The organism is Streptomyces sp. NPDC049813 (assembly GCF_044465085.1).
Classification (GTDB): Bacteria; Actinomycetota; Actinomycetes; order Streptomycetales; family Streptomycetaceae; genus Streptomyces.
In genome coordinates this window covers 72643-95408 of the sequence record NZ_JBITLI010000001.1, presented here as the reverse complement: position 1 = coordinate 95408, position 22766 = coordinate 72643, and the positions used below count along the sequence as shown (strand labels likewise).

At 72.0% G+C, this 22766-nt stretch carries 20 protein-coding genes; 10 read left to right on the top strand and 10 right to left on the bottom strand.

Annotated elements, in window-relative coordinates:
- The first annotated feature begins 178 nt into the window (after positions 1–178).
- The gene (locus tag ACIBW6_RS00370; RefSeq protein ID WP_399056341.1) at positions 179–1906 is read left to right on the top strand and encodes a chloride channel protein; all 1728 of its coding nucleotides are present in this window, start codon (positions 179–181) and stop codon (positions 1904–1906) included.
- Positions 1907–2132: 226 nt separating this feature from the next.
- On the opposite strand, the gene ACIBW6_RS00365 is transcribed toward ACIBW6_RS00370, so the two are convergent.
- From ACIBW6_RS00365 to ACIBW6_RS00350, 4 genes are all read right to left on the bottom strand, one after another.
- Positions 2133–2759, bottom strand: coding sequence for a hypothetical protein (locus ACIBW6_RS00365; protein ID WP_399054920.1), 627 nt, complete (start codon positions 2757–2759; stop codon positions 2133–2135).
- Positions 2760–3050: 291 nt separating this feature from the next.
- Positions 3051–3311, bottom strand: a complete 261-nt coding sequence (locus ACIBW6_RS00360) for a hypothetical protein (protein ID WP_399054918.1) — start codon at positions 3309–3311, stop codon at positions 3051–3053.
- Positions 3312–3376: 65 nt separating this feature from the next.
- The gene (locus ACIBW6_RS00355) at positions 3377–3907 is read right to left on the bottom strand and encodes a MarR family winged helix-turn-helix transcriptional regulator (protein ID WP_399054916.1); all 531 of its coding nucleotides are present in this window, start codon (positions 3905–3907) and stop codon (positions 3377–3379) included.
- 63 nt (positions 3908–3970) lie between these two features.
- Positions 3971–5029 carry a PP2C family protein-serine/threonine phosphatase gene (locus ACIBW6_RS00350; protein WP_399054914.1) on the bottom strand — a complete coding sequence of 353 codons (1059 nt, stop codon included), beginning with the start codon at positions 5027–5029 and terminating at the stop codon, positions 3971–3973.
- A gap of 151 nt (positions 5030–5180) precedes the next feature.
- On the opposite strand from ACIBW6_RS00350, the gene ACIBW6_RS00345 reads away from it, so the two are divergent.
- Positions 5181–5684, top strand: a complete 504-nt coding sequence (locus tag ACIBW6_RS00345) for a nitroreductase family deazaflavin-dependent oxidoreductase (protein WP_399054912.1) — start codon at positions 5181–5183, stop codon at positions 5682–5684.
- 559 nt (positions 5685–6243) lie between these two features.
- Here ACIBW6_RS00345 and ACIBW6_RS00340 read toward each other — a convergent pair.
- The 3 genes from ACIBW6_RS00340 to ACIBW6_RS00330 all read right to left on the bottom strand — a co-directional run bounded on the left by ACIBW6_RS00340 (position 6244) and on the right by ACIBW6_RS00330 (position 10407).
- A complete protein-coding gene (locus tag ACIBW6_RS00340; RefSeq protein WP_399054910.1) occupies positions 6244–7671 on the bottom strand; it encodes an amidase in 1428 nt (475 codons plus the stop codon).
- Positions 7668–9089, bottom strand: a complete 1422-nt coding sequence (locus ACIBW6_RS00335; protein WP_399054908.1) for an MFS transporter — start codon at positions 9087–9089, stop codon at positions 7668–7670. Before ACIBW6_RS00335 ends, ACIBW6_RS00340 begins: the two co-directional genes overlap by 4 nt.
- 127 nt (positions 9090–9216) lie before the next feature.
- Positions 9217–10407 (bottom strand): CaiB/BaiF CoA transferase family protein, encoded by a 1191-nt coding sequence (locus tag ACIBW6_RS00330; protein WP_399054906.1) that lies wholly within the window; start codon positions 10405–10407, stop codon positions 9217–9219.
- A gap of 226 nt (positions 10408–10633) precedes the next feature.
- On the opposite strand from ACIBW6_RS00330, the gene ACIBW6_RS00325 reads away from it, so the two are divergent.
- Together ACIBW6_RS00325 and ACIBW6_RS00320 are read left to right on the top strand one after the other, a co-directional pair.
- Positions 10634–11278 carry a TetR/AcrR family transcriptional regulator gene (locus ACIBW6_RS00325; RefSeq protein ID WP_399054904.1) on the top strand — a complete coding sequence of 215 codons (645 nt, stop codon included), beginning with the start codon at positions 10634–10636 and terminating at the stop codon, positions 11276–11278.
- 322 nt (positions 11279–11600) lie between these two features.
- Positions 11601–12887, top strand: a complete 1287-nt coding sequence (locus ACIBW6_RS00320) for an MFS transporter (RefSeq protein WP_399054902.1) — start codon at positions 11601–11603, stop codon at positions 12885–12887.
- 14 nt (positions 12888–12901) lie between these two features.
- Here the strand turns inward: ACIBW6_RS00320 and ACIBW6_RS00315 are convergent, their stop codons facing one another.
- Together ACIBW6_RS00315 and ACIBW6_RS00310 are read right to left on the bottom strand one after the other, a co-directional pair.
- Positions 12902–13597 carry a DUF2470 domain-containing protein gene (locus ACIBW6_RS00315; RefSeq protein ID WP_399054900.1) on the bottom strand — a complete coding sequence of 232 codons (696 nt, stop codon included), beginning with the start codon at positions 13595–13597 and terminating at the stop codon, positions 12902–12904.
- A gap of 96 nt (positions 13598–13693) precedes the next feature.
- On the bottom strand, positions 13694–13837 hold the full coding sequence (locus ACIBW6_RS00310) for a hypothetical protein (protein WP_399054898.1): 144 nt from the start codon (positions 13835–13837) through the stop codon (positions 13694–13696).
- On the opposite strand from ACIBW6_RS00310, the gene ACIBW6_RS00305 reads away from it, so the two are divergent.
- Positions 13838–14056, top strand: coding sequence for a hypothetical protein (locus ACIBW6_RS00305; protein WP_399054895.1), 219 nt, complete (start codon positions 13838–13840; stop codon positions 14054–14056). It abuts the gene before it with no gap.
- A 99-nt stretch (positions 14057–14155) separates the two neighbouring features.
- On the opposite strand, the gene ACIBW6_RS00300 is transcribed toward ACIBW6_RS00305, so the two are convergent.
- On the bottom strand, positions 14156–15172 hold the full coding sequence (locus ACIBW6_RS00300) for a LacI family DNA-binding transcriptional regulator (protein WP_399054893.1): 1017 nt from the start codon (positions 15170–15172) through the stop codon (positions 14156–14158).
- Between the two features lie 230 nt (positions 15173–15402).
- Here ACIBW6_RS00300 and ACIBW6_RS00295 point away from each other — a divergent pair, with 230 nt between their 5' ends.
- From ACIBW6_RS00295 to ACIBW6_RS00275, 5 genes are all read left to right on the top strand, one after another.
- On the top strand, positions 15403–16128 hold the full coding sequence (locus tag ACIBW6_RS00295; RefSeq protein WP_399054891.1) for a DUF1275 family protein: 726 nt from the start codon (positions 15403–15405) through the stop codon (positions 16126–16128).
- A gap of 283 nt (positions 16129–16411) precedes the next feature.
- Positions 16412–16639: a type A2 lantipeptide gene (locus tag ACIBW6_RS00290; protein WP_399054889.1), complete on the top strand. Its 228-nt coding sequence runs from the start codon at positions 16412–16414 to the stop codon at positions 16637–16639.
- 132 nt (positions 16640–16771) lie between these two features.
- A complete protein-coding gene (locus tag ACIBW6_RS00285; RefSeq protein WP_399054886.1) occupies positions 16772–17572 on the top strand; it encodes an HlyD family efflux transporter periplasmic adaptor subunit in 801 nt (266 codons plus the stop codon).
- A complete protein-coding gene (locus tag ACIBW6_RS00280; protein ID WP_399054883.1) occupies positions 17569–19800 on the top strand; it encodes an NHLP family bacteriocin export ABC transporter peptidase/permease/ATPase subunit in 2232 nt (743 codons plus the stop codon). The genes ACIBW6_RS00285 and ACIBW6_RS00280 overlap by 4 nt, the downstream gene beginning before the upstream one ends.
- A 1-nt stretch (position 19801) precedes the next feature.
- Entirely contained in the window at positions 19802–22630 is a 2829-nt protein-coding gene (locus ACIBW6_RS00275) for an NHLP bacteriocin export ABC transporter permease/ATPase subunit (RefSeq protein WP_399054881.1), read from the top strand.
- Positions 22631–22766 lie beyond the last annotated feature (136 nt).

Below are 22766 nucleotides of genomic sequence, written 5' to 3'. Positions count from 1 at the left end.
CGGCCGGGTCGCCGGGGCCCGATCCCACGAAGGCCGCCCGCGACTGCCGTAGGAAACCACGGTTACCCTCCTCATGGCTTATTTTGCATAATGCAAAGGTGAGGAAGGGGAAGCAGTGAGCGGCATACACGATGGTCACCGGGCGTCACGAGCGCACCTGATCGACCGGGGTCCCTTGATGCTGATGGCGGTCCTGGTCGGGGCGGGTGCGGGCGTCGGGTCGATCGTCTTCCGCTGGTGCATCCAGTCCTTCACCCGGCTGTTCTCCGGACACGAGGACTACGCCGCCGCGCCCGGCAGCGGCAACCCGCACCTGCCCTGGCTCGGTCCCTGCTTCGTGCTGGTCGTACCGGTGGCCGCAGGGCTCCTGTACGGTCCGCTGGTCAACCGGTTCGCCAAGGAGGCACGCGGGCACGGCGTGCCCGAGGTGATGCTGGCCGTCGCGCAGCGCGGTGGCAGGATCAGCCCCAAGGTGGCCGTCGTCAAGACGCTCGCCTCGGCGCTCACCATCGGTGCGGGCGGATCCGTGGGCCGGGAAGGGCCGATCGTGCAGATCGGCTCCGCGCTGGGCTCGACGCTGGGCCGCTTCGGCAAGGTGACCGAGCAGCGGATGAAGCTGCTCGTCGCGTGCGGCGCGGCCGGTGGCATCGCCGCGACCTTCAACGCCCCGCTCGCCGGCGTCTTCTTCGCGATGGAACTGATTCTGGCGACCTTCAGCGTGGAAGCGTTCGGCGCCACCGTGCTGGCCAGCGTCACCGCGAGCGTGATCGGACGCGCCGCCTTCGGCGACGTCGCCTTTCTGAACCTGCCCGACTTCCACATCCAACACCTCGGCCAGTACGCCCTGTTCGCCGCGCTGGGCATCGTCGCGGGCGCGGGCGGGGTCGGCTTCTCCCGCATCCTGTACGCGGTCGAGGACGCCTGTGACTTCATCTGGCGCGGCCCCGAATGGCTGCGCCCCGCGGCCGGCGGCCTCGCGCTCGGGCTCGTCCTGCTCGCACTGCCCGAGATGTACGGGGTGGGCTACCCGGTCCTGGAGAAGGCGACCGAAGGGCACTACGCCATCGGGTTCCTGCTGCTCCTGCTGGTCGGCAAGGTGATCGCCACGAGCCTGACGATCGGGATCGGCGGCTCCGGCGGCGTGTTCGCGCCGAGTCTGTTCATCGGGGCGATGCTGGGGGCGGCGTACGGTGCCGTCGCGCACGGGCTGCTGCCCGGCTCGGCGGGGGCCGTGGGCGCGTACGCGCTCGTCGGCATGGGCGCCGTCTTCGCGGGCGCCGCCCGCGCACCCATCACGGCGGTGGTAATCCTCTTCGAGCTGACCGGCGAGTACTCCATCATCCTGCCGCTGATGCTCGCCATCGTGCTGGCCACGGCCACCAGCCGGCTGCTGACCCGAGACACGATCTACACGCTCAAACTGCGCCGCCGCGGTATCGACCTCACCGGCCCGGCGCCGGGCGCCCGCCTGGGCGCACAACGGGTGTCGGCCGTCATGGAACCCTTGCCGAACCCGCTGTCCGCCACGACACAACTGACGGCCGCCGCAGAACTGTTGAGCCTTTCTGGCCACGGCGCTCTGCCGGTCTGCGACGTCGACGGGGTCTGTCTGGGCGTCGTCACCGCGCAGGCCGTGGCCGAAGCCATGGCCGAGCAGCCGGACGCGGCACCCGCCACGGCTGGTGACCTCGTCGAGATGCCATCGTGCATCACCGCCGACCAGCAACTCGCTCTCGCGCTGCACACGTTGGTCGCAGCACCCGGCACCGGCCTGCCGGTCCTGGACCCCGACGACCTGCGGCCGGTGGGCTGGCTCAGCCATCAGAGCGCCCTACGCGCTCTGCACTCCAGCCACCCGGCCCCGACAGCATCACGCGGCCTCCTGCCGCAACCCGCCGGCCGGTAGTGGACTGCGGGACCTCCCACACTCAGGCCGGCGTGCTCGCTGACGAACTGCCAAATGTCCACCTCGTCCCAGCGATGCTGCCGTACGGGGGCGCCAGTTGGCCCGTGTTCGGGCGTAACAGGGGTGTCGCCACCGAGGCGGCTGCAACGGCGCGAGCCGTCGGAATCGTGCACACCGGCACCGAGCTCCTCGACCAGTGCGCCGGCGAGATGGTCCGCATCCGCATTCACCGTGATGAACCTGATGTGCCACTGTGACGCGCGTTGAGTCCGGCCGACAGCGCGGGCGCGACAGAGGGCTGGGGTGACATCCGGAACGACCGCACCACCGCGACCGCGCTGACGGCGACGAATCCCGCCGCCAGTCCCGCCAGTCGCAGCTCCCCCCTGCGCAGTGCACCGGCCGCCGCGATCCCCCGGGCGGGCGCCAGACCGTGCGGGTCGTACACCACGGGCACTGTGTCGCCGGGTGCAACCGAAGCCGGGCAGCCCCGCCAGACCCTGACGTCACCGATGGCGACGGTGCCGGTGACCGAGCACAGATGGCGACCGGCCCTGCCGGTGACGTCCTGGACCGAAGCCACCACGGCGGACTCGACCCGGCCTCGCTGGTCCAGCACGATTCCGGCCGCGATATCCGGAGCGGTGAAGGCCAGACAGGCTCCGAGTACGGCAAGGAGAGCGATCAGGATCCGGCCCGCCCCCAGCACAGCCAGGTAGAGCACCAGGGCCGCCACCGCGACCAGGCCGAGTTCGCCCGTGGCCAGCCGGGCCGGCCCGTGCCACATGCCCAGGAAACCGGCCCCGACGGTGGCGGCGCAGGCCAGGCAGCCGACACCGATCCCTTCGGCCATCAGTCGCCGCCGGGGCAGGCCGGCGAACTCCGCGGGCCCCCACAGGAAGGAACGCAGGTGCTCCGCCAGCCCCGTGTCCGTCGACGCCGCACGGCGTCTGTACAACGAACGGCGCCGTACCTGCCCCACGTCACACCTCCTGACTCACACCCACACACCAGGGCGGCAACACGATCCCAGGCCCGTTCGGTGCGGCACAGCGGCCGGTTCCGGACGCGATGGAGCCCACGTGATTGCCGTTCTCCGGCAACCGGGCGGCGGCCCGGTGCCTCCTCAGGGCCGTGGCCTTCATCAGGCGGACCACGCCTGGGGCCCTCCGCCCCGCCATTCGATCAGAGGTGATGCCGCCGCTTCCTCGGCATCCAGGTCGACTCCCGCACAGCGGAGCATCTCGACGACGTCGGTGACCGACCGGGCGATGCCTGCCTGCTCACCACGGAGAGTCACGCGGCGGCCGCCCCCGTCGAGCTGGGCGTGGACGACGACGGGCCGCGACGGGGCGGCAGGGAAGCGCCTCGACAGGGGATGGCGCTGCACAAGACGAGTGGTCATGACTCCTGTCTCCCCAGGTGCTGATGCTGACGGTGTGAGGCGGGGACCAGGGCACAATCCCGGGCTTACCCCGCTGTGGACGGATCGGCCCAGCCCAGAGGATGCAGTCCGGCGTCCTCCTCCAGCAGCGGGGCCAGCGGTTCACTGCCTGCCTCGTTGAAGTCGCTCAACGCCGCGATGAGCGCCGTGCGCTGTCCGGGGGCGAGGCGTTCGACGATCGCGGCGATCCCCTCACGGCGGCGCGCGGTGACGTTCTCCACGGTGCGCCGGCCCTCGGCGGTGAGCCGCAGCAGCGTCTCGCGCCGGTTGACCGGGTTGGTCTGCCGGTCCGCGAGTCCTGCGGCGATGAGGCGGTCGACCATCCGCATCGCCGTGGAGGGCGCCACACCCAGCAGCTCGGCCAGCCCCACCAGCTTCGTGTCGCCGCGCGAGGAGAGCACGACCAGCATGCGGAACTGCGGCAACGTGACCCGGTCCTCGACTTCGGCGAGCGAACGCGCCGCCACCGCGACCAGCACGCGCGACGCCGTGAGCACCGCACGCGTCACCGCGTCCACATCGTCCACCCGCTCCGCCGGAGCCGCTTTCCTGGCCATGGCACCTTTCTACCCTGTGCCCGGCCCTGAGCGTCCGCCGCCTGTCGTGGTGCATCGCGGATCTCACCGGTAGCGCAGGAGAAGCATGGCCGCGTCATCGTGCAGCGGCCCCGCCACGTGCCGCACCACATCGGCCCGCAACGCCTCGAGCGCCGCATCGGCCTCGGAGTTCTCGAGCAGGGCCGCTCGCTTCTCGAGCGGGTAGAAAGCGCCGTGCGCGTCGCGCGCCTCGGTGACTCCATCGGTGTAGAGCAGGAGCTGATCACCCTCATCGAAGCCCGCGCGATAGGGGTGAGCCGGTTCGTCGGCGTACATACCGAGACCGAGCGGCAAGGCGTACGCGGGCGGGTGCAGGAAGTCCACCGAGCCGTCGCCGTGCACGAGCATCGGAGCCAGGTGACCGCAGTTCAGAAGGACCACCGAGCGGTCATCGGCGTGCACCTCGGCCAGCACGGCGGTCACGAACCTCTCCCCGTTCGCCTCGCGGTCCACCCGGCGCTCCAGGCGCGCAGCGAGCGCCGAGAGGTCCGGCTCGTCGTCCGCCGCCTCGCGAAAGGCCCCGAGCACAGCCGCCGCCGTCTCCACCGCTGCAAGTCCCTTGCCCTGGACGTCACCGACGATGACGCGCACGCCGAACGGCGAAGCGACGACCTCATACAGATCACCGCCGATTCGCGCTTCCGCGACCGCCGAGGTGTACGACACCGCCACCCGCAGCATCCCGGCACTGCGCGGCACCGGCCGCAGCAGGACCCGCTGGGCGACCTCCGCGATGGAGCGCACACTGGCAAGCTCCGCCTCGCGCCGCCCGCGCATCACCGCCGCGATCACCCCGGCCAGCGTCACTCCAGCCACCGACACCATCGCCGTGAATCCGCGCCGTGTCTCGAACAGACCGTCATACGCGCCGAGCATCACGCACACCAGCAGCGCCACCACACCGATACACACCGTGCGCCGCCACGTGCCGATCAACCCGGCGAACGCCGGCCCCAGCGACACCATCGGCAAGAGCCCCACCTCTGGTCCCGCCGTGAGGTCCACAGCGGCCACGACCGCCATCACCACGACCGGCAACGAGGACAGCAGCAGACGTGCGTCCTCGCGCTCCGCAGTGCTCATGATGCTCCCGACCGTGTCACAACTACCCGGCCCGCCTGCACCAGGCCGACCCCCACCTTTAGACTATGCAAAGCTTGCACTATCTAAGGGAAGACCTCCAGCCGCTGTTACGAAATCGAGTTCCTGCACGCCTTGAGGAGGCGACGCGACGATGTCAGCAGACCGGGTCCGGCACCGCCCCGAACTTCCCCGCGGCCGGCGCCGGCGCATGGCCCGGCTCCCCGTCACCTTCTTCCGCATCGGACTCGGCCCCCTCTTCGGCCGGCGGCTGCTCCTGCTGCACCACACCGGACGAGTCAGCGGACTCGACCACCACGTCGTGCTGGAAGTCGTCGCCTGCGACGCCGAATCGGGCCACTGGACCGTGGCCTCCGGTTTCGGCCCCGAGGCTGACTGGTACCAGAACCTGCGCGCGACCCCGAAGACGACCGTCCAGATCGGCAACCGCCACTACGCGGTCACCGCGCGCTTCCTGAACGAAGACGAGAGCGGCGCCGCCATGGCCCGCTACGCCCCAGCGCGCCCCCGCACCGCCCGGCGTCTGTGCGCGTTCATGGGCTTCGGCACGGACGGCAGTACGGACTCCTACCACCGCATCGGCAGACAGATCCCCTTCGTGCGCCTGGTCGCCGAGCCGGGGCAACTCCTGCCCTGAAACTTCCCCGTGATCGTGGACACGTGGAGACTGGGATCTTGAGGTTCCCGACCGTTCTGCTGTGCCGGGTGTTGAAAGTCGCCCGCTCCTCCTCCGGCACATGGTGCGAGGGCGTCGTCGGCCCCTGACCCGATCGCACGGTGTTGAACTGCATTGCGCGGTATCCGAGTGCGCGTGCTGTTCTATGACATGGTCGGCGATCTGCCGGCCTATCCCGCTGTGGCCGGAGCTTTCGGCGACGTAGATGTGCGCCGGTGGGGGGCAGCAGCCACAGTGCTCGTGCTTTCGTCCCGGTGAGGGATCTGCGGTGAGACCGGCGTCCGCTCCGGCGCGCTTGTGGGTCCGTTGGCTGACCGGTGACGGCTCGTGCGCCGGACGCTGGGCCCTTGAACAGTCTTCCCGAAACAGGAGGGGTCATGCCCCCACGCCCCGTTCCCCCCTCCCGGCTTTCCCCCCTTCCGGCGCCCTGCGCCTTCGCGCCCGGCGCGCCGGCGTGGGGTGAGAGGGGAGGGGTGGTCCGGTCAGCCCTTGCGAGGACGCCTGCTTGCGCGGCGAGACTTCACTGGTCCAGGTCTCGTGCGGGTGCTTGCAAGGGGCCTTCCGACTCTTCTACGAGGCGGGCTGCGGCGAGGAGTCGGTCCTCGCGGTGGTGGGGGGCGACGAGTTGGACGGAGCAGGGCAGGCCGTCGGGGGCGAGGCCGGCGGGGACGGTGATCGCAGGGTGTCCGGTGTCGTTGAAAAGGGAGGTGTAGGCGATGGGCAGGGTGCCTTCACGGACGGCGGTCAGGGTGTCCGGTCCTTCGGCGGGCCAGGCGGTGGTCGGCACGGTCGGCAGGAGCAGCAGGTCGTAGCGCTCGAACAGCTGGGCCGTCCACTGGTCGAGCTGGGCGCGGTGGGCCCAGTGCGCGGCGGCTTCTTCGGGGGTGAGGGTGCTGCCGTCGTGCAGCAGCTTCGTGAACCAGGGCTCGAAGTCGTCCGGACGGGTGTCGAGTTCGTCGGCGAGGGCGAGGTAGCGGTTGTAGGCGAGGAGTTTTTGGCGCAGCTGGAAGGGGCGCGGGTAGGTGTCGGCGCCCGGCAGGGTGGCCTCGTCCTCGCGCAGGATGTGTCCGTGCGTGCGCAGCATGGTGGCGACGCGGTGCAGGGCGGCGAGCATTTCAGGGCGCGGGCCGGCCACGCCGAGGGTGGTGAGGACGCCGATGCGCAGGGGTGGGAGCGGCTGGTCGAGGGCGCTGACGTAGGAGCCGCTGGGGGCAGGGAGGGAGTAGGGGTCGCTGGGGTGGTGGCCGGCTGTGATGTCGAGGTGGAGGGCCGTGTCGCGGATCGTGCGGGCCATACCGGTCAGGACGGTGTTCTGCGGCCAGTTCGGCATCCGGGCGGGCCCCTGAGGGATGCGACCGCGGCTGGGCTTGAGTCCGGGCAGCCCGCACAGGGCGGCGGGGATGCGGGTGGACCCGCCACCGTCGCCCGCCGTGGCGAGGGACACGATCCCGGCGGCAACGGCTGCCGCGGCGCCACCGCTGGAGCCGCCCGGCGAGCGGGTCAGGTCGAAGGGGTTGCGGGTGATGCCGAAGGCGTCGTTGGCGGTGTGCACGGCGGCGCCGACGGGTGGGGTGTTGGTCTTGCCGATGATCAGGGCGCCCGCGGCGCGCAGCCGGGCCACGTGGGTGCCGTCGTGCGCGGCGGGCGGGGTGTTCCGGAAGGCGCGGGTGCCGCGGGTGGTGGGGAAGCCGGCGGCGTCTTCGAGGTCTTTGACGAGGACGGGCAGTCCGGCGAGCGGGCCGGGGTCCTCGCCGCGGGCGAGACGCTCGGTCATGGCGTCGGCCTCGTTGCGTGCCCGGTCGGGGTCGAGGGCCACGACGGAGTTGATCGCGCCGTCGACTGTGGCGATGCGCTGGAGGGTGTGCTCGGTCAGTTCCCGGGGGGACAGAGCGCCGCTTTTCATCAGGGCGAGGAGTTCGGTGGCGCTCGCGTAATTCAGATCGGTCATGGCAGGACGTTCTCCTTGGATCGGTCCGGGGCGCCGGTGGTGTCGGTGTGGTGGGGGGCTTCAGTGGTTTCGAGGCTGACGCCGGTGGTGCGGGGGCCGTAGAGGACGGCGATGCAGCCTCCGGCGAGTGCGAGGACGGCGAGCATGGCGAAGACGGCGGTGTAGCCGATTCCGCTGTAGACCGCGGCGACCAGCATGGGGGCTGCGAAGTTGACGATGCGGGACAGGGCGTTGGCGGTGCCGGAGCCCAGGGCCCGTACCCGGGTGGGGAAGACTTCGGCGGAGTACACCTGGAGGAAGGGGACGGATGCCTGGAACAGCAGACTTGCCACGCACCCCAGCACCAGTACGGCGATGGGGGTACGGACCAGGCCGAAGACCAGCAGGGTCGCGGCGAGCAGGCCGCCGAGGGCAAGCTGGGTGCGGCGCCGATCCCATCGGTCGATGAGCGGGACCGCCAGGACGGCGCCGAGTGGCGCGGCGGTGGCCACCGCGGCGGACAGCAGCAGCGCGTTGTCCAGGTCGAGGCCGGATTCCGAGAGGAAGGTGGGGGTCCAGGTGTTGAAGGCGGAGTAGGCGAACAGGCCGGTCACCCACATCGCGGCCACCACGACGAAACGGCGGCGGTGGGGCGGGGCCAGGAGTTCGGCGAAACCCACGCGGGCGGTGGGCCGCGGCGTGTCGGTGTCCTGAGGGGCTGGGCCCGGGTTCGGCGGCTGCGCCGCCTTGATGCCGCAGGTCTGTTCGATGGCCCGGACGATCTCCTCGGCCCGGTCTGCTTCTCCTCGGCTGAGCAGCCAGCGGGGGCTCTCGGGCACCCAGCGGTGCACGAGCCAGGCGAAGCCGACACCGAGCAGGCCGAGTCCGAGGACCAGGCGCCAGCCCCAGGTCCAGTGCGGGACGACGAAGTAGCCGGTCCAGGCCGCGATCGGGATGCCGAGTGCGCCGATGGCCACCTTCCACGTCTGGAGCCTGCCGCGCGCGGCGGCGGGGACGAACTCGGTGAGCATGACGATGGCGACGACCGCCATCGCCTGTGCTCCCAGATGCGCGGTGAAACGGGCCGCGATCAGCTGCCCGGGATTTTGCACGACGACACACAGACCGCTGCCCACGCAGTACACGGCGACGCTGATGAGCATGGTGCGCCTGCGCCCCATGCGGTCGGCGAGGTATCCGCCGAGCACGCCGCCGGTGAAGGCGCCGAGCTGGCTGACTCCGATGACCAGCGCGACCGTGGACAGCGGCATGTCCCACTGCTTGCGCAGGGTGGGTGCGACGAAGGCGAAGGCGTTCAGCTCCACCCACTCGAAGAGGATCATCCCGGCCAGCGCGAGGACGAGCCTGCGATGGAAGGAACTGAGGGGGAGCCGGTCGAGCCGGTCCCCGAGCGCGACGGGTTCGCGTGTGCCGGCCATGGTGAGGTGACCTCCCGGGAGCAGGGGCAGGAAGCCGCGGGCAGGCTGGCGGAGCCGGGCCGTTGCGGCGGGAACGAGCGGGACGGAACGGAGGAGTCAGGAACGCGATACCGCGAGATGTGGCCGGTCAGATGACGCCGTCGGCGGCCAGGGCGGCGAGCGTGTCCTCACTCAGGCCGAGGATGTCGCGGTAGACCTCGGGGTTGTGTGCGCCGAGCGCGGGCCCGGTGGACCGGACGCTGCCGGGGGTCTTCGACAGCCGGGGCAGCGGAGCGGGCATGAGGACGTCGCCGAAGTCCGGGTCGTGGACGTCGATGAGGGTGCCGCGTTCGCGGTAGTGCGGGTCCGCGGCAATGTCGGCGATGCTCATCAGCGGCGAGGCCGGAATGCCGGCCTCGTTGCAGAGTTTGGTGAGGTCGTCGGCGGTGTACCGGGCCGCCCATGCGCCGATGAGCGCGTACAGGTCCTCGGCGTTGCGGGCGCGCGCCGCGCGCATCGCATACTCATCGCTGTCGGCCAGCTCGGGCCGGCCCATGAGCCTGCTCAGCCGGCGGAACAGGGCGTCGGTGCCGGCGTGGATGGACACTCGGCGGCCGTCACCAGTGGTGAAGTCGCTGGCGGGCACGATCTGCGCGTTGCGGTTTCCCGCACGCTCGCGGACCCGGCCCGTGGTCGCGTACGCGGCCAGCGCGTCCTCGGAGGCCCGGAACCCGGCCTCATACAGCGCAAGGTCGACGACCTGGCCGCCGCCGCCCGCCGTGTCCCGGTGGTACAGGGCCGTGACCACGGCGAACGCGCCCAGATAGGCGGCCATGTAGTCGATCGTCGAGTAGCCGCTGCGCACCGGCTCCCGGTCAGTCTCGCCGGTCACGTAGGTCAGTCCGGCGAACGCGCTCGCGATCCGGTCGAAGGAGCCGCGGTCGCTGTAAGGGCCGGTCAGCCCGTATCCGGTGACATAGACCAGGACGGTGTTCGGGGCGAGCTCGCCGAGCCGGTCCGGGTCGAGTCCCCACGAACGCAATGTTGGGGGACGGTAGTTGGTGACCACGACATCGAAGTGGGGGATCAAGTCCCGCACGATGCGCTGGCCCCGTTCGGTACGCAGGTCGCAGGTGATCGACTTCTTGTTGCGGGCCTCCTGGGCCCAGTAGGCGGAACGCGCCCCGGGTGTCGTACCGCGGGTGAAGTCGCCGCGCCGGGGTTCTTCGACCTTGACGACCTCGGCGCCGAAGTCACCGAGGAACGTGGCGGTCACCGGCGCGGCCAGCACGGTGGAGAGGTCGAGGACGCGGATGCCCGCGAGAGGAAGTGACGTCATGCGCGCGACTCAATTCACGATCTGTTATTAACGAAACGTTGCTAGCGGGACCTTAGGCTGATCCACACGCCGCGACAAGGGGTACGAGCCAGGCAGAATCCGCCGCGGACAGCACTCGGCGCGCCGCGACGGGACCTTGCGGCACGATCACCGGCCTCGACGCGTACTACCGTGCGGGGTCGGGACGGCGTGGCCGCGGCGTGACAGGAGCGAGGGGCAGCAGGGCATGAGCGAGACAGGCAAAGTGCGCAGGATCCGGCGGACCCGTCAGGAGACGGAGGCCGATCTGCTGGCCGCCGCGCGCCGCCTCATCAACCGTGACGGGGTCCTCGCCGGCATCAACCTCCGCGAGGTCGCGGCCGAAGCCGGCGTCAACCACGGCCAGATCTACCAGTATTTCGGCACCCGACAGGCCCTGCTGCGCGCAGCGGCGGCCGACCTGGTCGAGCGCCACACAGCAGAGCACGACGGCCACTGGGACCTGCCGTTCGGCGAGCGCCGGCAGGCCATGTTCCACCACCGCGTCGAGGAACCCGAACTGGTACGCCTCGAAACCCTCCTGGCCCTGGACGGAGACGAGGACTTCAGCCCGCTGCCCCGCTTCGAACAGACCCGCCAGAGCCTGCAACGCGACCTCGACAACGGCCTCCTCCCCGAGAACGCCGACGCGGTGGCCGCACACGTGATGACGGCTGCCGCCCAGATGGGATACGCGATCTTCCGCGAGGCATACGCACGCGACACCGGCATCCCCCTCGCCGAACTGGACGAACGTGCCGGGCTCGCATACAGCCACATGGTCGCGGGACTCACCCAGACCCTGCCCGAGAAGATGACCGACGAGCCGCTGTCTGCCCGCCCGAGCCCATGATCAGTCGCCTCCCCGAACGCTCTGCCATTTCGCTGAGAGGAACCGCTCGCCCCAGTCCCTGCCTCAGACCCGACCAGCACCCCCATATACGCCCGAAACCGGCCGGCTCCGGAGCACATGCAACTGCCGACCGCCCTCGAAGACCGCAGAGCGCCGCTGAACCGCGGGGGTGTCCTGAAGGACGGCCTGCCCTGTTCCGGGGAGTCGGCCGCACCGAACGACACCGCCGGTCGGCGGCGGAGGCCGAGGAGGGCCGGCCGCTGCGGGTCGAGTGGCTCGACCCGCGCGTGAGCAGGGCTTCTTCTGGGAACGGGTCAGGACCATGACAGAGATCACCACGACCACGCCCCGCCCCGCTCACCCGCTGCGCCAACTCCTCGCCGCCTCCGTCGGCAACGCCGTCGAGTGGTACGACTGGTACGCGTACACCTTCCTCGCCACGTACATCGCCGACCAGGTCTTCCCCGAGGGCGCGGAGAACTCGCTCGTGCCGCTGCTGGCCACCTTCGCCGTTTTCGCGGTCGGTTTCTTCATGCGGCCGGTGGGCGGGTTGCTGATGGGGGCGGTCGCGGACCGGCGGGGGCGGCGGGCCGCGCTGACGGTGACGATCCTGTCGATGGGCGGCAGCAGTCTGCTGGTCGGGCTCACGCCGACGTACGCCGCCGCGGGGGTGCTCGCCCCGGTCGTGCTGGTCATGGCCCGGCTGCTGCAAGGCCTGTCGGTGGGCGGGGAGTTCGCGGCCTCGACGACGTTCCTGGTGGAGTCGGCCGGGCCGGGGCGGCGGGGCCTGTTCTCCTCCTTCCAGTACGTGTCCACCTCTCTCGGCCAGCTGGCGGCGTCCGGGCTCGCCGCGCTCCTGGTGGCCACCCTCGCCGACGGGCAGATGGACGGCTGGGGGTGGCGCGTGCCGTTCCTGGCCGGGGCGCTGCTCAGCCTCGTCGGGTTCTGGATCCGGCAGGGCGCGCAGGAGACCCGCAGCGAGGAGCTCGCGGCGCCCGGCGCGCGGCCGGGGTTGTTCGACGCGCTGCGCCACCATCCGCGCGAGTCGCTGCTGATCTGCGGGATCACCGCGGGCGGCACCCTCGCGTACTACACCTGGACCTCGTACCTGCCGACGTACGCGGAGCTGAACACCGGCATGGACAAGTCGGACGCGCTGCTCGCCGGGACCCTCTCGCTCGCCTTCTTCACGCTGCTCCAGCCGGTCGGCGGGCTGCTCTCCGACCGCTTCGGGCGCAAGCCGCTGCTCCTCTTCTTCGGCGTCGGCTTCGCGCTGCTGAGCGTGCCGCTGCTGCACTCGCTGACCGGCTCGTTCGTCTCGTTGCTGCTCGCGCAGTGTGCGGGCATGGTGCTGCTGACCGGCTTCACGTCGATCTCCGCGGCGGTCAACGCGGAGGTCTTCCCGGCGCGGGTCCGGGCGGCCGGGATCGGTTTCCCGTACTCGCTGACGGTCGCGCTGTTCGGCGGTACGGCGCCGTACGTGGGCACGCTCTTCAAGGAGTGGGGGCACAGCGGCCTGTTCCCCTGGTACGTCGCCGCGCTCTGTCTGGTGTCGTCTGCGGTGTACGTGCGTCTGCCGGAGAGCGCGCACCGCCCGCTGGAGCGCTGAGCCGGGGCCGCCGGTCAGTAGTGCGTCCAGGCTCCGGTGGGGTCGAGGAGTTCCTGGATGCGCAGCCCGACGTCGTTCGGGTGCCGGGCCTCCGTCAGGAAGGCGACGCGCACGTCCTGGTGGGAGGCGGGCCCCTCCAGGCGCAGGACGAGCCCCTTGCGGTCGAGGAGCAGGGGCCGGACCCCGGTGGCCCCGGTCAGCGCGTCCGCCCCTGCCAGCCGGGCGAGTTCGACGAGGAGGTCGGCGTGGCCGGTGTCGAGGTGGTCGAGGAGTTCCGCCTCCTGGGCCGCCAGCGGATCGGGCGCCGCGGCCCCGAGGGCGGTCGCGTCCAGGGTGCGTACGGTGTCGTCCGCGGAGAGCGCGGCCCGCGCGGGGCGCAGGACGAGGGTGTCGGGGCCCGCGGTGGTGAGGCGGCCGCTGAGTGCGAGCCGGGTGCGGACCCTGTCCCGTACGGCGACCGGCGCCACGTCGGTGAGCTCGGCGTGGACGGCGAGCCCCGAGTGCGGTGCGGCGGCGAGCGCGGCGGCGAGCCGGGCGTCGGCCGGGTCGAGCAGCAGCAGGCGGGAGGCGGCGTCCACGGCGTGCAGCACGACGTGGTCGAAGCGGTCCCCGGTGCCGGTCACGGTCAGCGCCAGGGATCCGGCGGCGGCGAGGACCGTCCGTGCCCGCTCGGCGTCGGTGGGGGTCGGGGGCGTGACGGGGTCGGCCATGTCCATTCCTGGAATCCTCTCCTCCGGACTAGGTAAGGGTTACCTTACTTACCTCGGGCCCGTCGGTGTACCCCCGGGGTCCGTCCGGTCGGCGCGTCAGCCGGAACCCCGGTCGGCAACCGGCGTGAACTGGTGCAGCGGGGCGATGAGTTCTCCGCGCGCCCGGTGGGGAGGCACCTCGTCGAAGCGCTTGACCACCGAGCGGGTGCGGATGGTGTGGAACGGGGATCGTTCGGTCACGTGAGCGTCCCCGCGAACGCCCTGCCCGCCCCACCCGCGTCCTGGCGGCGCGGCGCGGTGACGGGGCCGCGCGCCCGCTTCTGCGCCCGGGTCGACCTGCGCTGGGACGGTGGCACCTGCACGGCGCTGCTCCGGCCCGACCGGGACGCGGACGTGGACCTCACGACCCCCGCCGGCGGGCCCGGGCGGCTGCGCCCGCGCGCCGGCACGGACCGCTAACTCACCGTGCGGACACGGTAGTTCCCCCAGGCGGCGTGAACTTCCGTACCGCCGGTTCCGCCGTCTCCCGCGGCCTGCGCCGCCCCGGACAGGCGCGGTTCAGGAGGCGACCGGCGCCTGCGCCGCGCTCTCCCGCACCGTCAACTCCGGTGCGAGCAGCACGACGTCCTCGTCCGAGCCCTGCCCCTCGATGCGGGCGATGACCTGCTCGACGGCGCGCCGCCCCATCTCCTGGGCGGGCACCGCGACCGAGGTGAGCGGCACGGAGGCGTGCGCGGCGACCTGTTCGGGGCAGACGGCGACGACCGACACGTCCTCCGGCACGGCGCGCCCCGACTGGCGCAGCAGGGCGAGCAGCGGGTCGGTCGCCGCCTCGTTCTGCACGACGAACGCGGTCGTGCCGGGCCGCTCGTCGAAGATCCGCGACAACGTTGCCGAGACCGAGGCGTACGAGCCCTCGCACGGGCGGTGCAGCAGCCGCAGGCCCAGCTCCCCGCTCCGCTCGCGCAGCCCGGCCAGGGTCCGCTCGGCGAATCCGGTGCGCCGCTCGTACACGGCGGGGGCCTCTCCGATGACCGCGATCTCCCGGTGTCCGAGGTCGGCCAGGTGCTGGGCGCACAGCGCGCCAGCCGCGGCGAAGTCGAGGTCGACGCAGGTGAGTCCGGCGGTGTCGGAGGGCAGGCCGATCAGGACGGCGGGCCGGCCCGCGGAGCGCAGCAGCGGCAGCCGCTCGTCGTCCAGTTCGACGTCCATCACGATCATGGCGTCGGCGAGGGCACTGCCCTCGATGCGGCGCACCGCCTGGGCGCCCTCCTCGCCGGTCAGCAGCAGGATGTCGTAGCCGTGGGCGCGGGCGGCCGTGGCGACGGCCATCGCGATCTCCAGCATCACCGGTACGTACATGTCGGTGCGCAGCGGCACCATCAGCGCGATGATGTTCGACTTGCTGCTGGCCAGGGCCCGCGCGCCCGCGTTCGGGTGGTAGCCGAGCTGGCGGACGCTGGTCTCGACGCGCTCGCGGGTGGCGGCGGAGATGGACCGCTTGCCGCTGAGGACGTAGCTCACGGTGCTGGCGGAGACTCCGGCGTGCCGGGCGACCTCGGCGAGCGTGACCATGTCGTTCTCCTGAGCCGTGACGAGGGAACGCCGACGCCGAGCGCTTCGACGGGTACCGGACTGCTCTGTACCGTTCGGCCTGTCGACCCTATGGGGCCGATCCGCGACTGTCCAGAAGACCATCGAAGCGCTTCGACAGCGCGATGGCGGCCCTCCACGATGTGTACGCCGGCGGGTCCGTGCCGCACGGATGCGCGGCCGCGACGGCTCGCGGGCCTACGGTGCGGAGCATGAACCGACGCGCCCAGGTCTCCCTCCTGCTGCTGGCCGCCGCCTCGGGCGCGGTCGACGCGCTCGCCTTCACCGTGCTGGGGACCGTCTTCGCCGGGGTGATGACCGGGAACCTGGTCCTGCTGGGGGTCGCGGTGGGCTCCGGCTCCGGCGCGCAGGAGGGCGTCGCCGCCCCGTTGTACGCGCTCGGCGGGTACGTCGTCGGCGCCGCGCTCGTCGCCCGGGTCTGCCGGGGCGTCAGGGAGGGGACGCCGTGGCCGGGCCGGGTCGTGGCGTACCTGGGTGTGCAGACCGTGGTCCTCGCCGCCGTCGCCGCGGTCGCCGGGGTGCTCGGCGGGCACCCCGACGGAGCGTGGCGGACGGTGCTCCTGGTGGCCTCGGCCGTGGCGATGGGCGGGCAGTCGGCGGCGATGGTCGCGGCCGGCTCCGGGGCCGCGCCGACGACCTACTTCACCGGCACCCTCACCACGCTCGTCACCGGGGCGGCGGACGGGACGCGGCGGGGCGCCGGCCAGTGGTGGGTGGTGGCACGGCTCTGCGCGGTGGCCGGCGGCGCCGCGGGCGGCGTCGCCGTCCACGCGGGAGCGCCGCCCTGGGGGTTCGTGTCACCGGCCCTGCTGACGGCCGCGGCCGTGGTGTGCCAGAAACCTGCACATCGTTGGCGCAGAGCGGTCACGAGGATTCACAGAACTCCATTGCACGATACAAACAATGAATCCCATTGATGCGCGAGTGTCCATTTTGCTGAATGCGGTGCGGCCCGTCGCGCATTTCTCTCCGTGAAGGTTGTGAAGGAGCTGGACGCGGCCGGTGAACAACCCCACACCGGGCGGCAATTGACCTCGCACATCCCCCCTGACCGGGGAGGTTCCGATTAGCTGTGCGAAGCGTCGCCGTGCTTTGATCCTCGGCACCGCAGGACGGCACGGATTCGGCGCCACCGATTCCGGGGTGCGTTCCGCGTTTTTTCGAATGACCCCGTTACCACTGAGAAGGGCGGCTCTCCTCATGAGCAACACCCCCCAGGTCCAGACCCTCGAGATCTCCGACGCCGAGCTGGACAACGTCTCCGGCGGCCTCGTCGGCGGCCTCGCCTCCAACGTGACCGGCACCCTCGACTCGATCGCCCCGGTCTCGGGCGTCGTCGCGGGCGTCACCGGCACGGTCGAGGGCCTGACCGGCGTCAACGCCGGCGCCGTCACGGGTCTGGCCACCGGCCTGGTCGCCGGCCTCTGAGCCGGACCTCGACGGTCACGCCGCCGCCGACCTGACCGGCGACGGCCCCCAAGGCCTCGGGACCACTGGTCCCGGGGCCTTCGGGCGCGTCCGGGCCCCGTCCGGCCCCGAGCAACGTAAGGGAAACACCGCGTGCAGTTCCGCCAACAGGCTCTCAGCAAGCTGCAGTCACCGGAGGAGCTCGATCTGCCGGTGCGCCTCGCGCGGCCGCAGGGCGTGCTCGCGCTCGCCGTGACGGTCGTCGTCATGGCCGCCGCCTGCGTGTGGGCCGTGACCGGCTCGGTGAGCTCGACGCTGCAGGCGAGCGGCATCCTCACCTACGGCCAGGGCAGTTACGTCCTGCAGACCCCGGTCACCGGCCAGGTCACCGGCGTGTACGTGCAAGAGGGGCAGCGCGTGCGGGCCGACGCGCCGCTGCTCAAGATCCGTACCGAGCAGGGTGACCGGGTGGTGCGGGCCATCGACGCGGGCCGGGTCACCGCGCTCGTCGCCCGGATCGGCGCGGTCGTCACCACGGGCGCGGACGTCGCGACCCTGGAGAAGACCGCTTCGGCGCACGACCCGCTGCTCGCGATGTTGTACGTGCCCGCGACCGGCGCCGGGGGCGTGCCCGCCGGAGCCCCGGTCGACCTGACCGTGCCGGCCGCGCAGGACCACGGGGTGCTGCGCGGCAAGGTCAAGGCGGTGGGCCGCGGGGCGCAGACGCGGCGCCAGGTCACCGACTTCCTCGGCGACGGCGAACTGGCCGCACAGTTCACGAAGGGCGGGACCCGGGTGCCGGTGCTCGTACAGCTGACCAAGGACGCGGCCACGAAGTCCGGTTACGCCTGGTCGACGGCGGACGGGCCGCCGTTCCCGCTCACCTCCATGACCCTCGCCTCCGGCGCCGTGCACCTCGCCGAGCAGCGCCCGATCGATTGGCTGCTGCCGTGACCGCCACCTCGCTCCCGCCCACGGGCCACCGCTCCGACCGCCGCCGCGCCCGCTCCGCTCCCCCGCCGCCCCGGCGCCGCAAGAAGGTGCGCACGCCGACGGTGCTGCAGATGGAGGCCGTCGAGTGCGGCGCCGCCGCCCTGGGCATGGTCCTGGCGTACCACGGCCGGCACGTCCCGCTGGAGGAGCTGCGCATCGCGTGCGGCGTCTCGCGGGACGGCTCGCGCGCCAGCAACCTGCTGAAAGCGGCCCGCAGTTACGGCATGACCGCCAAGGGCATGCAGATGGAACCGGCCGCCCTCGCCGACGTGCAGGGCCCCGCGATCCTGTTCTGGGAGTTCAACCACTACGTCGTCTACGACGGCACCGGCCGCCGCTTCGGACGGCGCGGCGTGTACGTCAACGACCCGGACAAGGGCCGCCGGTTCGTCGCGGGCGAGGACTTCGACACCAGCTTCACGGGTGTGGTCCTCGTCCTGGAGCCCGGCGAGGGCTTCCGGCCCGGCGGTCGCCGCCCCGGCGTGCTGCGGGCCATGCCGGGCCGGCTGCGCGGGACGACCGGCACCATGCTGGCCGCGCTCCTGGCGAGCCTGCTGCTGGTGGCCGTGGGCGCGGCGGTGCCCGCGCTGAGCAAGACGTACATCGACCTGTTCCTGATCGGCGACCAGACCTCGCTGCTCGGGGCGCTCTTCGCGTCGATGGGCGCGATGGTGGCGCTGACCGGCGTCCTGACCTGGCTGCAACAGGGGAACCTGCTGCGCGGGCGCATCATCTCCTCGACGCTGAGCAGCTCCCGTTTCTTCCGGCACCTGCTGCGCCTTCCGGTCACCTTCTTCGCGCAGCGCAGCCCCGCCGACCTCGTCCAGCGCCTGCAGTCCAACGACGCGGTGGCCGAGACCCTGGCCCGCGACCTCACCGCGGCCGGCGTGGACGGCATCGTGGTGCTGCTCTACGCGGCGCTGCTGTGGAGCTACGACCCGCAACTGACGCTGGTCGGCGTCGGCATCGCGCTGCTGAACGTGGTGGCGATGCGCGTCGTCGTGCGGCTGCGCGCGACCCGCACGCAGAAGCTGCGGGCGGACACGGCGCGGCTGACCAACACCTCGTACACCGGGCTCCAGCTGATCGAGACGATGAAGGCGACCGGCGGGGAGAACGGCTACTTCCGGCGGTGGGCGGGGCAGCACGCGACGACCTTGGAGGAGCAGCAGCGGCTCGGGGTGCCGAGCGCGTGGCTCGGCGTCGTCGCGCCGACGCTCGCGACCCTGAACAGCGCGCTGATCCTGTGGATCGGCGGGCTGCGCGCCGTCGAGGGCCATCTCTCGGTGGGTCTGCTGGTCGCCTTCCAGGCGCTGGTCTCCCGCTTCACCGCGCCGATCACCCGGCTGAACGGGGTCGCGGGCCGCATCCAGGACTTCGCCGCCGACGTGGCCCGCCTGAAGGACGTGGAGAACTTCCCCGTCGACAACCTGTACGCACGCCCGGAGGCGGTGCGGAGCACGCGGCGCCTCAAGGGCCACGTCGAGCTGGAGAACATCACCTTCGGGTACAGCCCGCTCGACAAGCCGCTGCTGTCCGGGTTCTCGCTGACGGTCGGGCCAGGGCAGCAGGTGGCGCTGGTCGGCGGCTCCGGCAGCGGCAAGTCGACGGTCTCGCGGCTGATCTCCGGTCTGTACACACCCTGGGAGGGCGTCATCCGGATCGACGACCGGCGCCTGGACGACATCCCGCGCGGCGCGCTCGCCGCGTCCGTCTCCTTCGTCGACCAGGACGTCTTCCTCTTCGAGGGCACGGTCCGCGACAACGTGGCGCTGTGGGACCCCTCGATCCCCGACGAGGCGGTCGCCGACGCGCTGCGCGACGCGTGCCTGTACGACGTGGTGGCGCGGCGGCCCGGCGGGCTGCACAGCCGCGTCGAGCAGGACGGCCGGAACTTCTCCGGCGGCCAGCGCCAGCGCCTGGAGATCGCCCGGGCGCTGGTGCGCAGGCCCAGCATCCTCGTCCTCGACGAGGTGACGAGCGCGCTGGACGCCGAGACCGAGCAGATCGTCATGGACAACATCCGGCGGCGCGGCTGCGCGTGCGTGGTCATCGCGCACCGCCTGAGCACCGTGCGCGACAGCGACGAGATCGTGGTCCTCGACCACGGGCAGATCGTCGAGCGGGGCCGCCACGAGCAGCTGGTCGCGGCCGGCGGGGCCTACGCCGAGCTGGTCAGGGAGCACTGAAGTGACCTACACACAACCGGAGTTCACCTCGCACGCGGCCGCCGACCAGGTGGTAGCCGCGTTCGGCGGCCTCGGCACGCCGGTCGACTGCACGGGTCTGCGCAGCCTGCCGCTGGAGGGGCCGCAGGTCCTGTGGCTCGTCGTGGAGGGCGCGCTCGACCTGTTCGCCGTGGACGCCCACGCGCAGGGGCACTGGCACTTCCTGGGCCGCCTGGAGCCGGGCACGCTGCTCCTTGGACCGGTCGAGGGCACCCAGCACACGCTGGTCGGCCGGCCCCTCGCGGGCTGCGCGCTGCGCCGGGTCCCGCTGCGGGAGCTGCCGTACACGCCGCCCGCCCATGAGGGTGCGTACGACATGGCGTGGAGTCTGCTGGAGGAGGCCTTCGCGCTCGGGGTCGGGCGCGGCCAGCGCGTGCTGTTCGAGGCGCCGCTCGGCGACCGGGCCGGGCACACCGCGGACCACGAGATGGCCGGCGACGACGACGTGCTGTGGCCCCAGCTCGCGCCCGGTAGCGTGCAGTACGGGGCCGCGTACGCCGCCGACGCCGCCGCCGACCTGCTGATGGACGGCGCGCTGTGGCAGCGGATGGTGAACCAGCAGTACCGGCTGCTGGCCACGCTCGACCGGTGGATCGAACGGCTGGAGAGCGCGCACGAGGACCGGGCGGCGGCGGGCATCCGCGCGGGTGAGGCCGTCCGCGAACAAGCCGACCGGGCTCTGCTCGCGTCGATCGGCTCGCGCGGGCGCCGCGGTCGCGGGACACAGGGCGGGGTCGACGCGACGTACGCGGCCTGCAAGGTGGTGGCGGACGCCTGCGGGATCACACTGGTGGAGCCGGGCCGCGGCGGCGCGGTCAGCGACCGGATCGACCCGGTCGAGCAGATCGCGGTCGCCTCCCGGATCCGCACCCGTCCGGTGCGGCTCACCGGTGCCTGGTGGCGCCAGGACACCGGGCCCCTGGTCGGCTTCCGGGCCGCCTCCGGGACACCGGTCGCGCTGTTGTGGCGGCGCGGCGGCTACGAGGCCGTCCATCCCTCGGGCGAGCGCGGCACCCGCGTCGACGAGGACACCGCGGAGGACTTCGAGGAACGGGCGGTGATGCTCTACCGGCCGCTGCCCGAGGGCAGGCTGACGCCCTGGCGGCTGGCCCGGTTCAGTCTGCGCGCGGCGGCCTCCGACGTCCGCAGGCTGCTGCTCGCGGGGCTGGTGACGGTGGGGCTCGGCGCGCTGGTGCCCGTCGCGACGGGGCAGGTCCTCGGCACGTACGTGCCGACCGCGCAGACGAGTCGCATCACCCAGGTCTCCCTGGCCGTGGTCGTCACCAGCGTGGTCTCCGCGGCTTTCATGCTGCTGCAGAACGTGACCGTGCTGCGGGTCGAGGGCCGGGTGGAGAGCGTGCTGCAACCGGCGGTCTGGGACCGGCTGCTGCGGCTGCCGACGCGGTTCTTCGCGGCGCGGTCCACAGGTGAGCTGGCCAGTGCGGCGATGGGGATCAGCGCGATCCGCCGGCTGCTGTCCGGGGTGGGCCCGGTCGCCGTGCAGTCGGTGACGATCGGCGCGATGAACCTGGTGATGCTCCTCCTCTACAGCGTGCCGCTGGCGCTGGCCGCGCTCGGCATGCTGGTGGTCGTGGCGGGCGTCTTCCTCACGCTCGGGCTGTGGGAGCTGCGCTGGCAGCGCCGCCTTGTCGAACTGGGCAACAAACTCAACAACCGTGCCTACCAGACGCTGCGCGGCCTGCCGAAGCTGCGGGTGGCGGGGGCGGAGAGCTTCGCGTACGCGGCGTGGGCGAAGGAGTTCGCGCGCAGCCGCGAGCTGCAGCGCCGGGCGGGCCGCATCAAGAACGTGACGACGGTCCTCAACTCCGTCTATCTGCCGCTGTGTTCGCTGGTGATGTTCATGCTGCTCGCCGGGCCCGCGCGGGGCACCCTGTCGGCGGCGTCGTTCCTCACCTTCAACACCGCGGTGACGATGCTTCTGACGTCGGTGACTCAGCTGACGGGCGCGCTGGTCTCGGCGGCGGCCGTGCTGCCCATGTACGAGCAGATCAAGCCGGTCCTCGACGCGGAGCCCGAGGTGCGCGGCTCCGCGACCCAGCCCGGCGAGCTGACCGGCGCGCTGGAGGCGCGCAACCTCTCCTTCCGCTACACCGACGACGGTCCGCTCGTCCTCGACGACGTCTCCCTCGCGATCCGTCCCGGCGAGTTCGTGGCCGTGGTCGGCGAGAGCGGCTGCGGCAAGTCGACGCTGCTGCGCCTGCTCATCGGCTTCGACGGGCCGGTGTCCGGCAGCGTCCTGTACGACGGCCAGGACCTCTCGGCGCTCGACCAGGCGGCGGTGCGCCGCCAGTGCGGGGTCGTCCTGCAGAACGCGCAGCCGCTGACCGGCTCGGTCCTGGACTGCATCTGCGGCGCCGAGGCGTTCACGCAGGAGGAGGCGATGGCGGCGGCCGAGATGGCGGGCCTCGCCGAGGACATCAGGCGGATGCCGATGGGACTGCACACGATGATCGCGGGCGGCGGGGCGATCTCCGGCGGGCAGCGCCAGCGCCTCATGATCGCGCAGGCGCTGATCCGCCGTCCCCGCGTCCTCTTCTTCGACGAGGCGACGAGCGCGCTCGACAACGAGACGCAGCGCATCGTGATCGACAGCACGCGCGCGCTGCACGCGACCCGCGTCGTGATCGCGCACCGCCTGTCCACGGTGCTCGACGCGGACCGGGTGGTCGTCATGTCGGCGGGCCGCGTCGTCCAGCAGGGCACCCCGGCGGAGCTCCTCGCGGACACCGGCGGGCGGCTGCACGAGCTGGTGCGGCGGCAGATGGCGTAAGCCGGGACGGCGGACCGATGAGTTGCGGGCGCTACGGCGGTCACCCTTCAGGTAGGCATGCAGGTAGGCATGGCACGTGCCGTCCGCGGACGGCCGCCGACGCCGTTCCCAGGTTCCGGAAGTCCCAGAAGGGTGA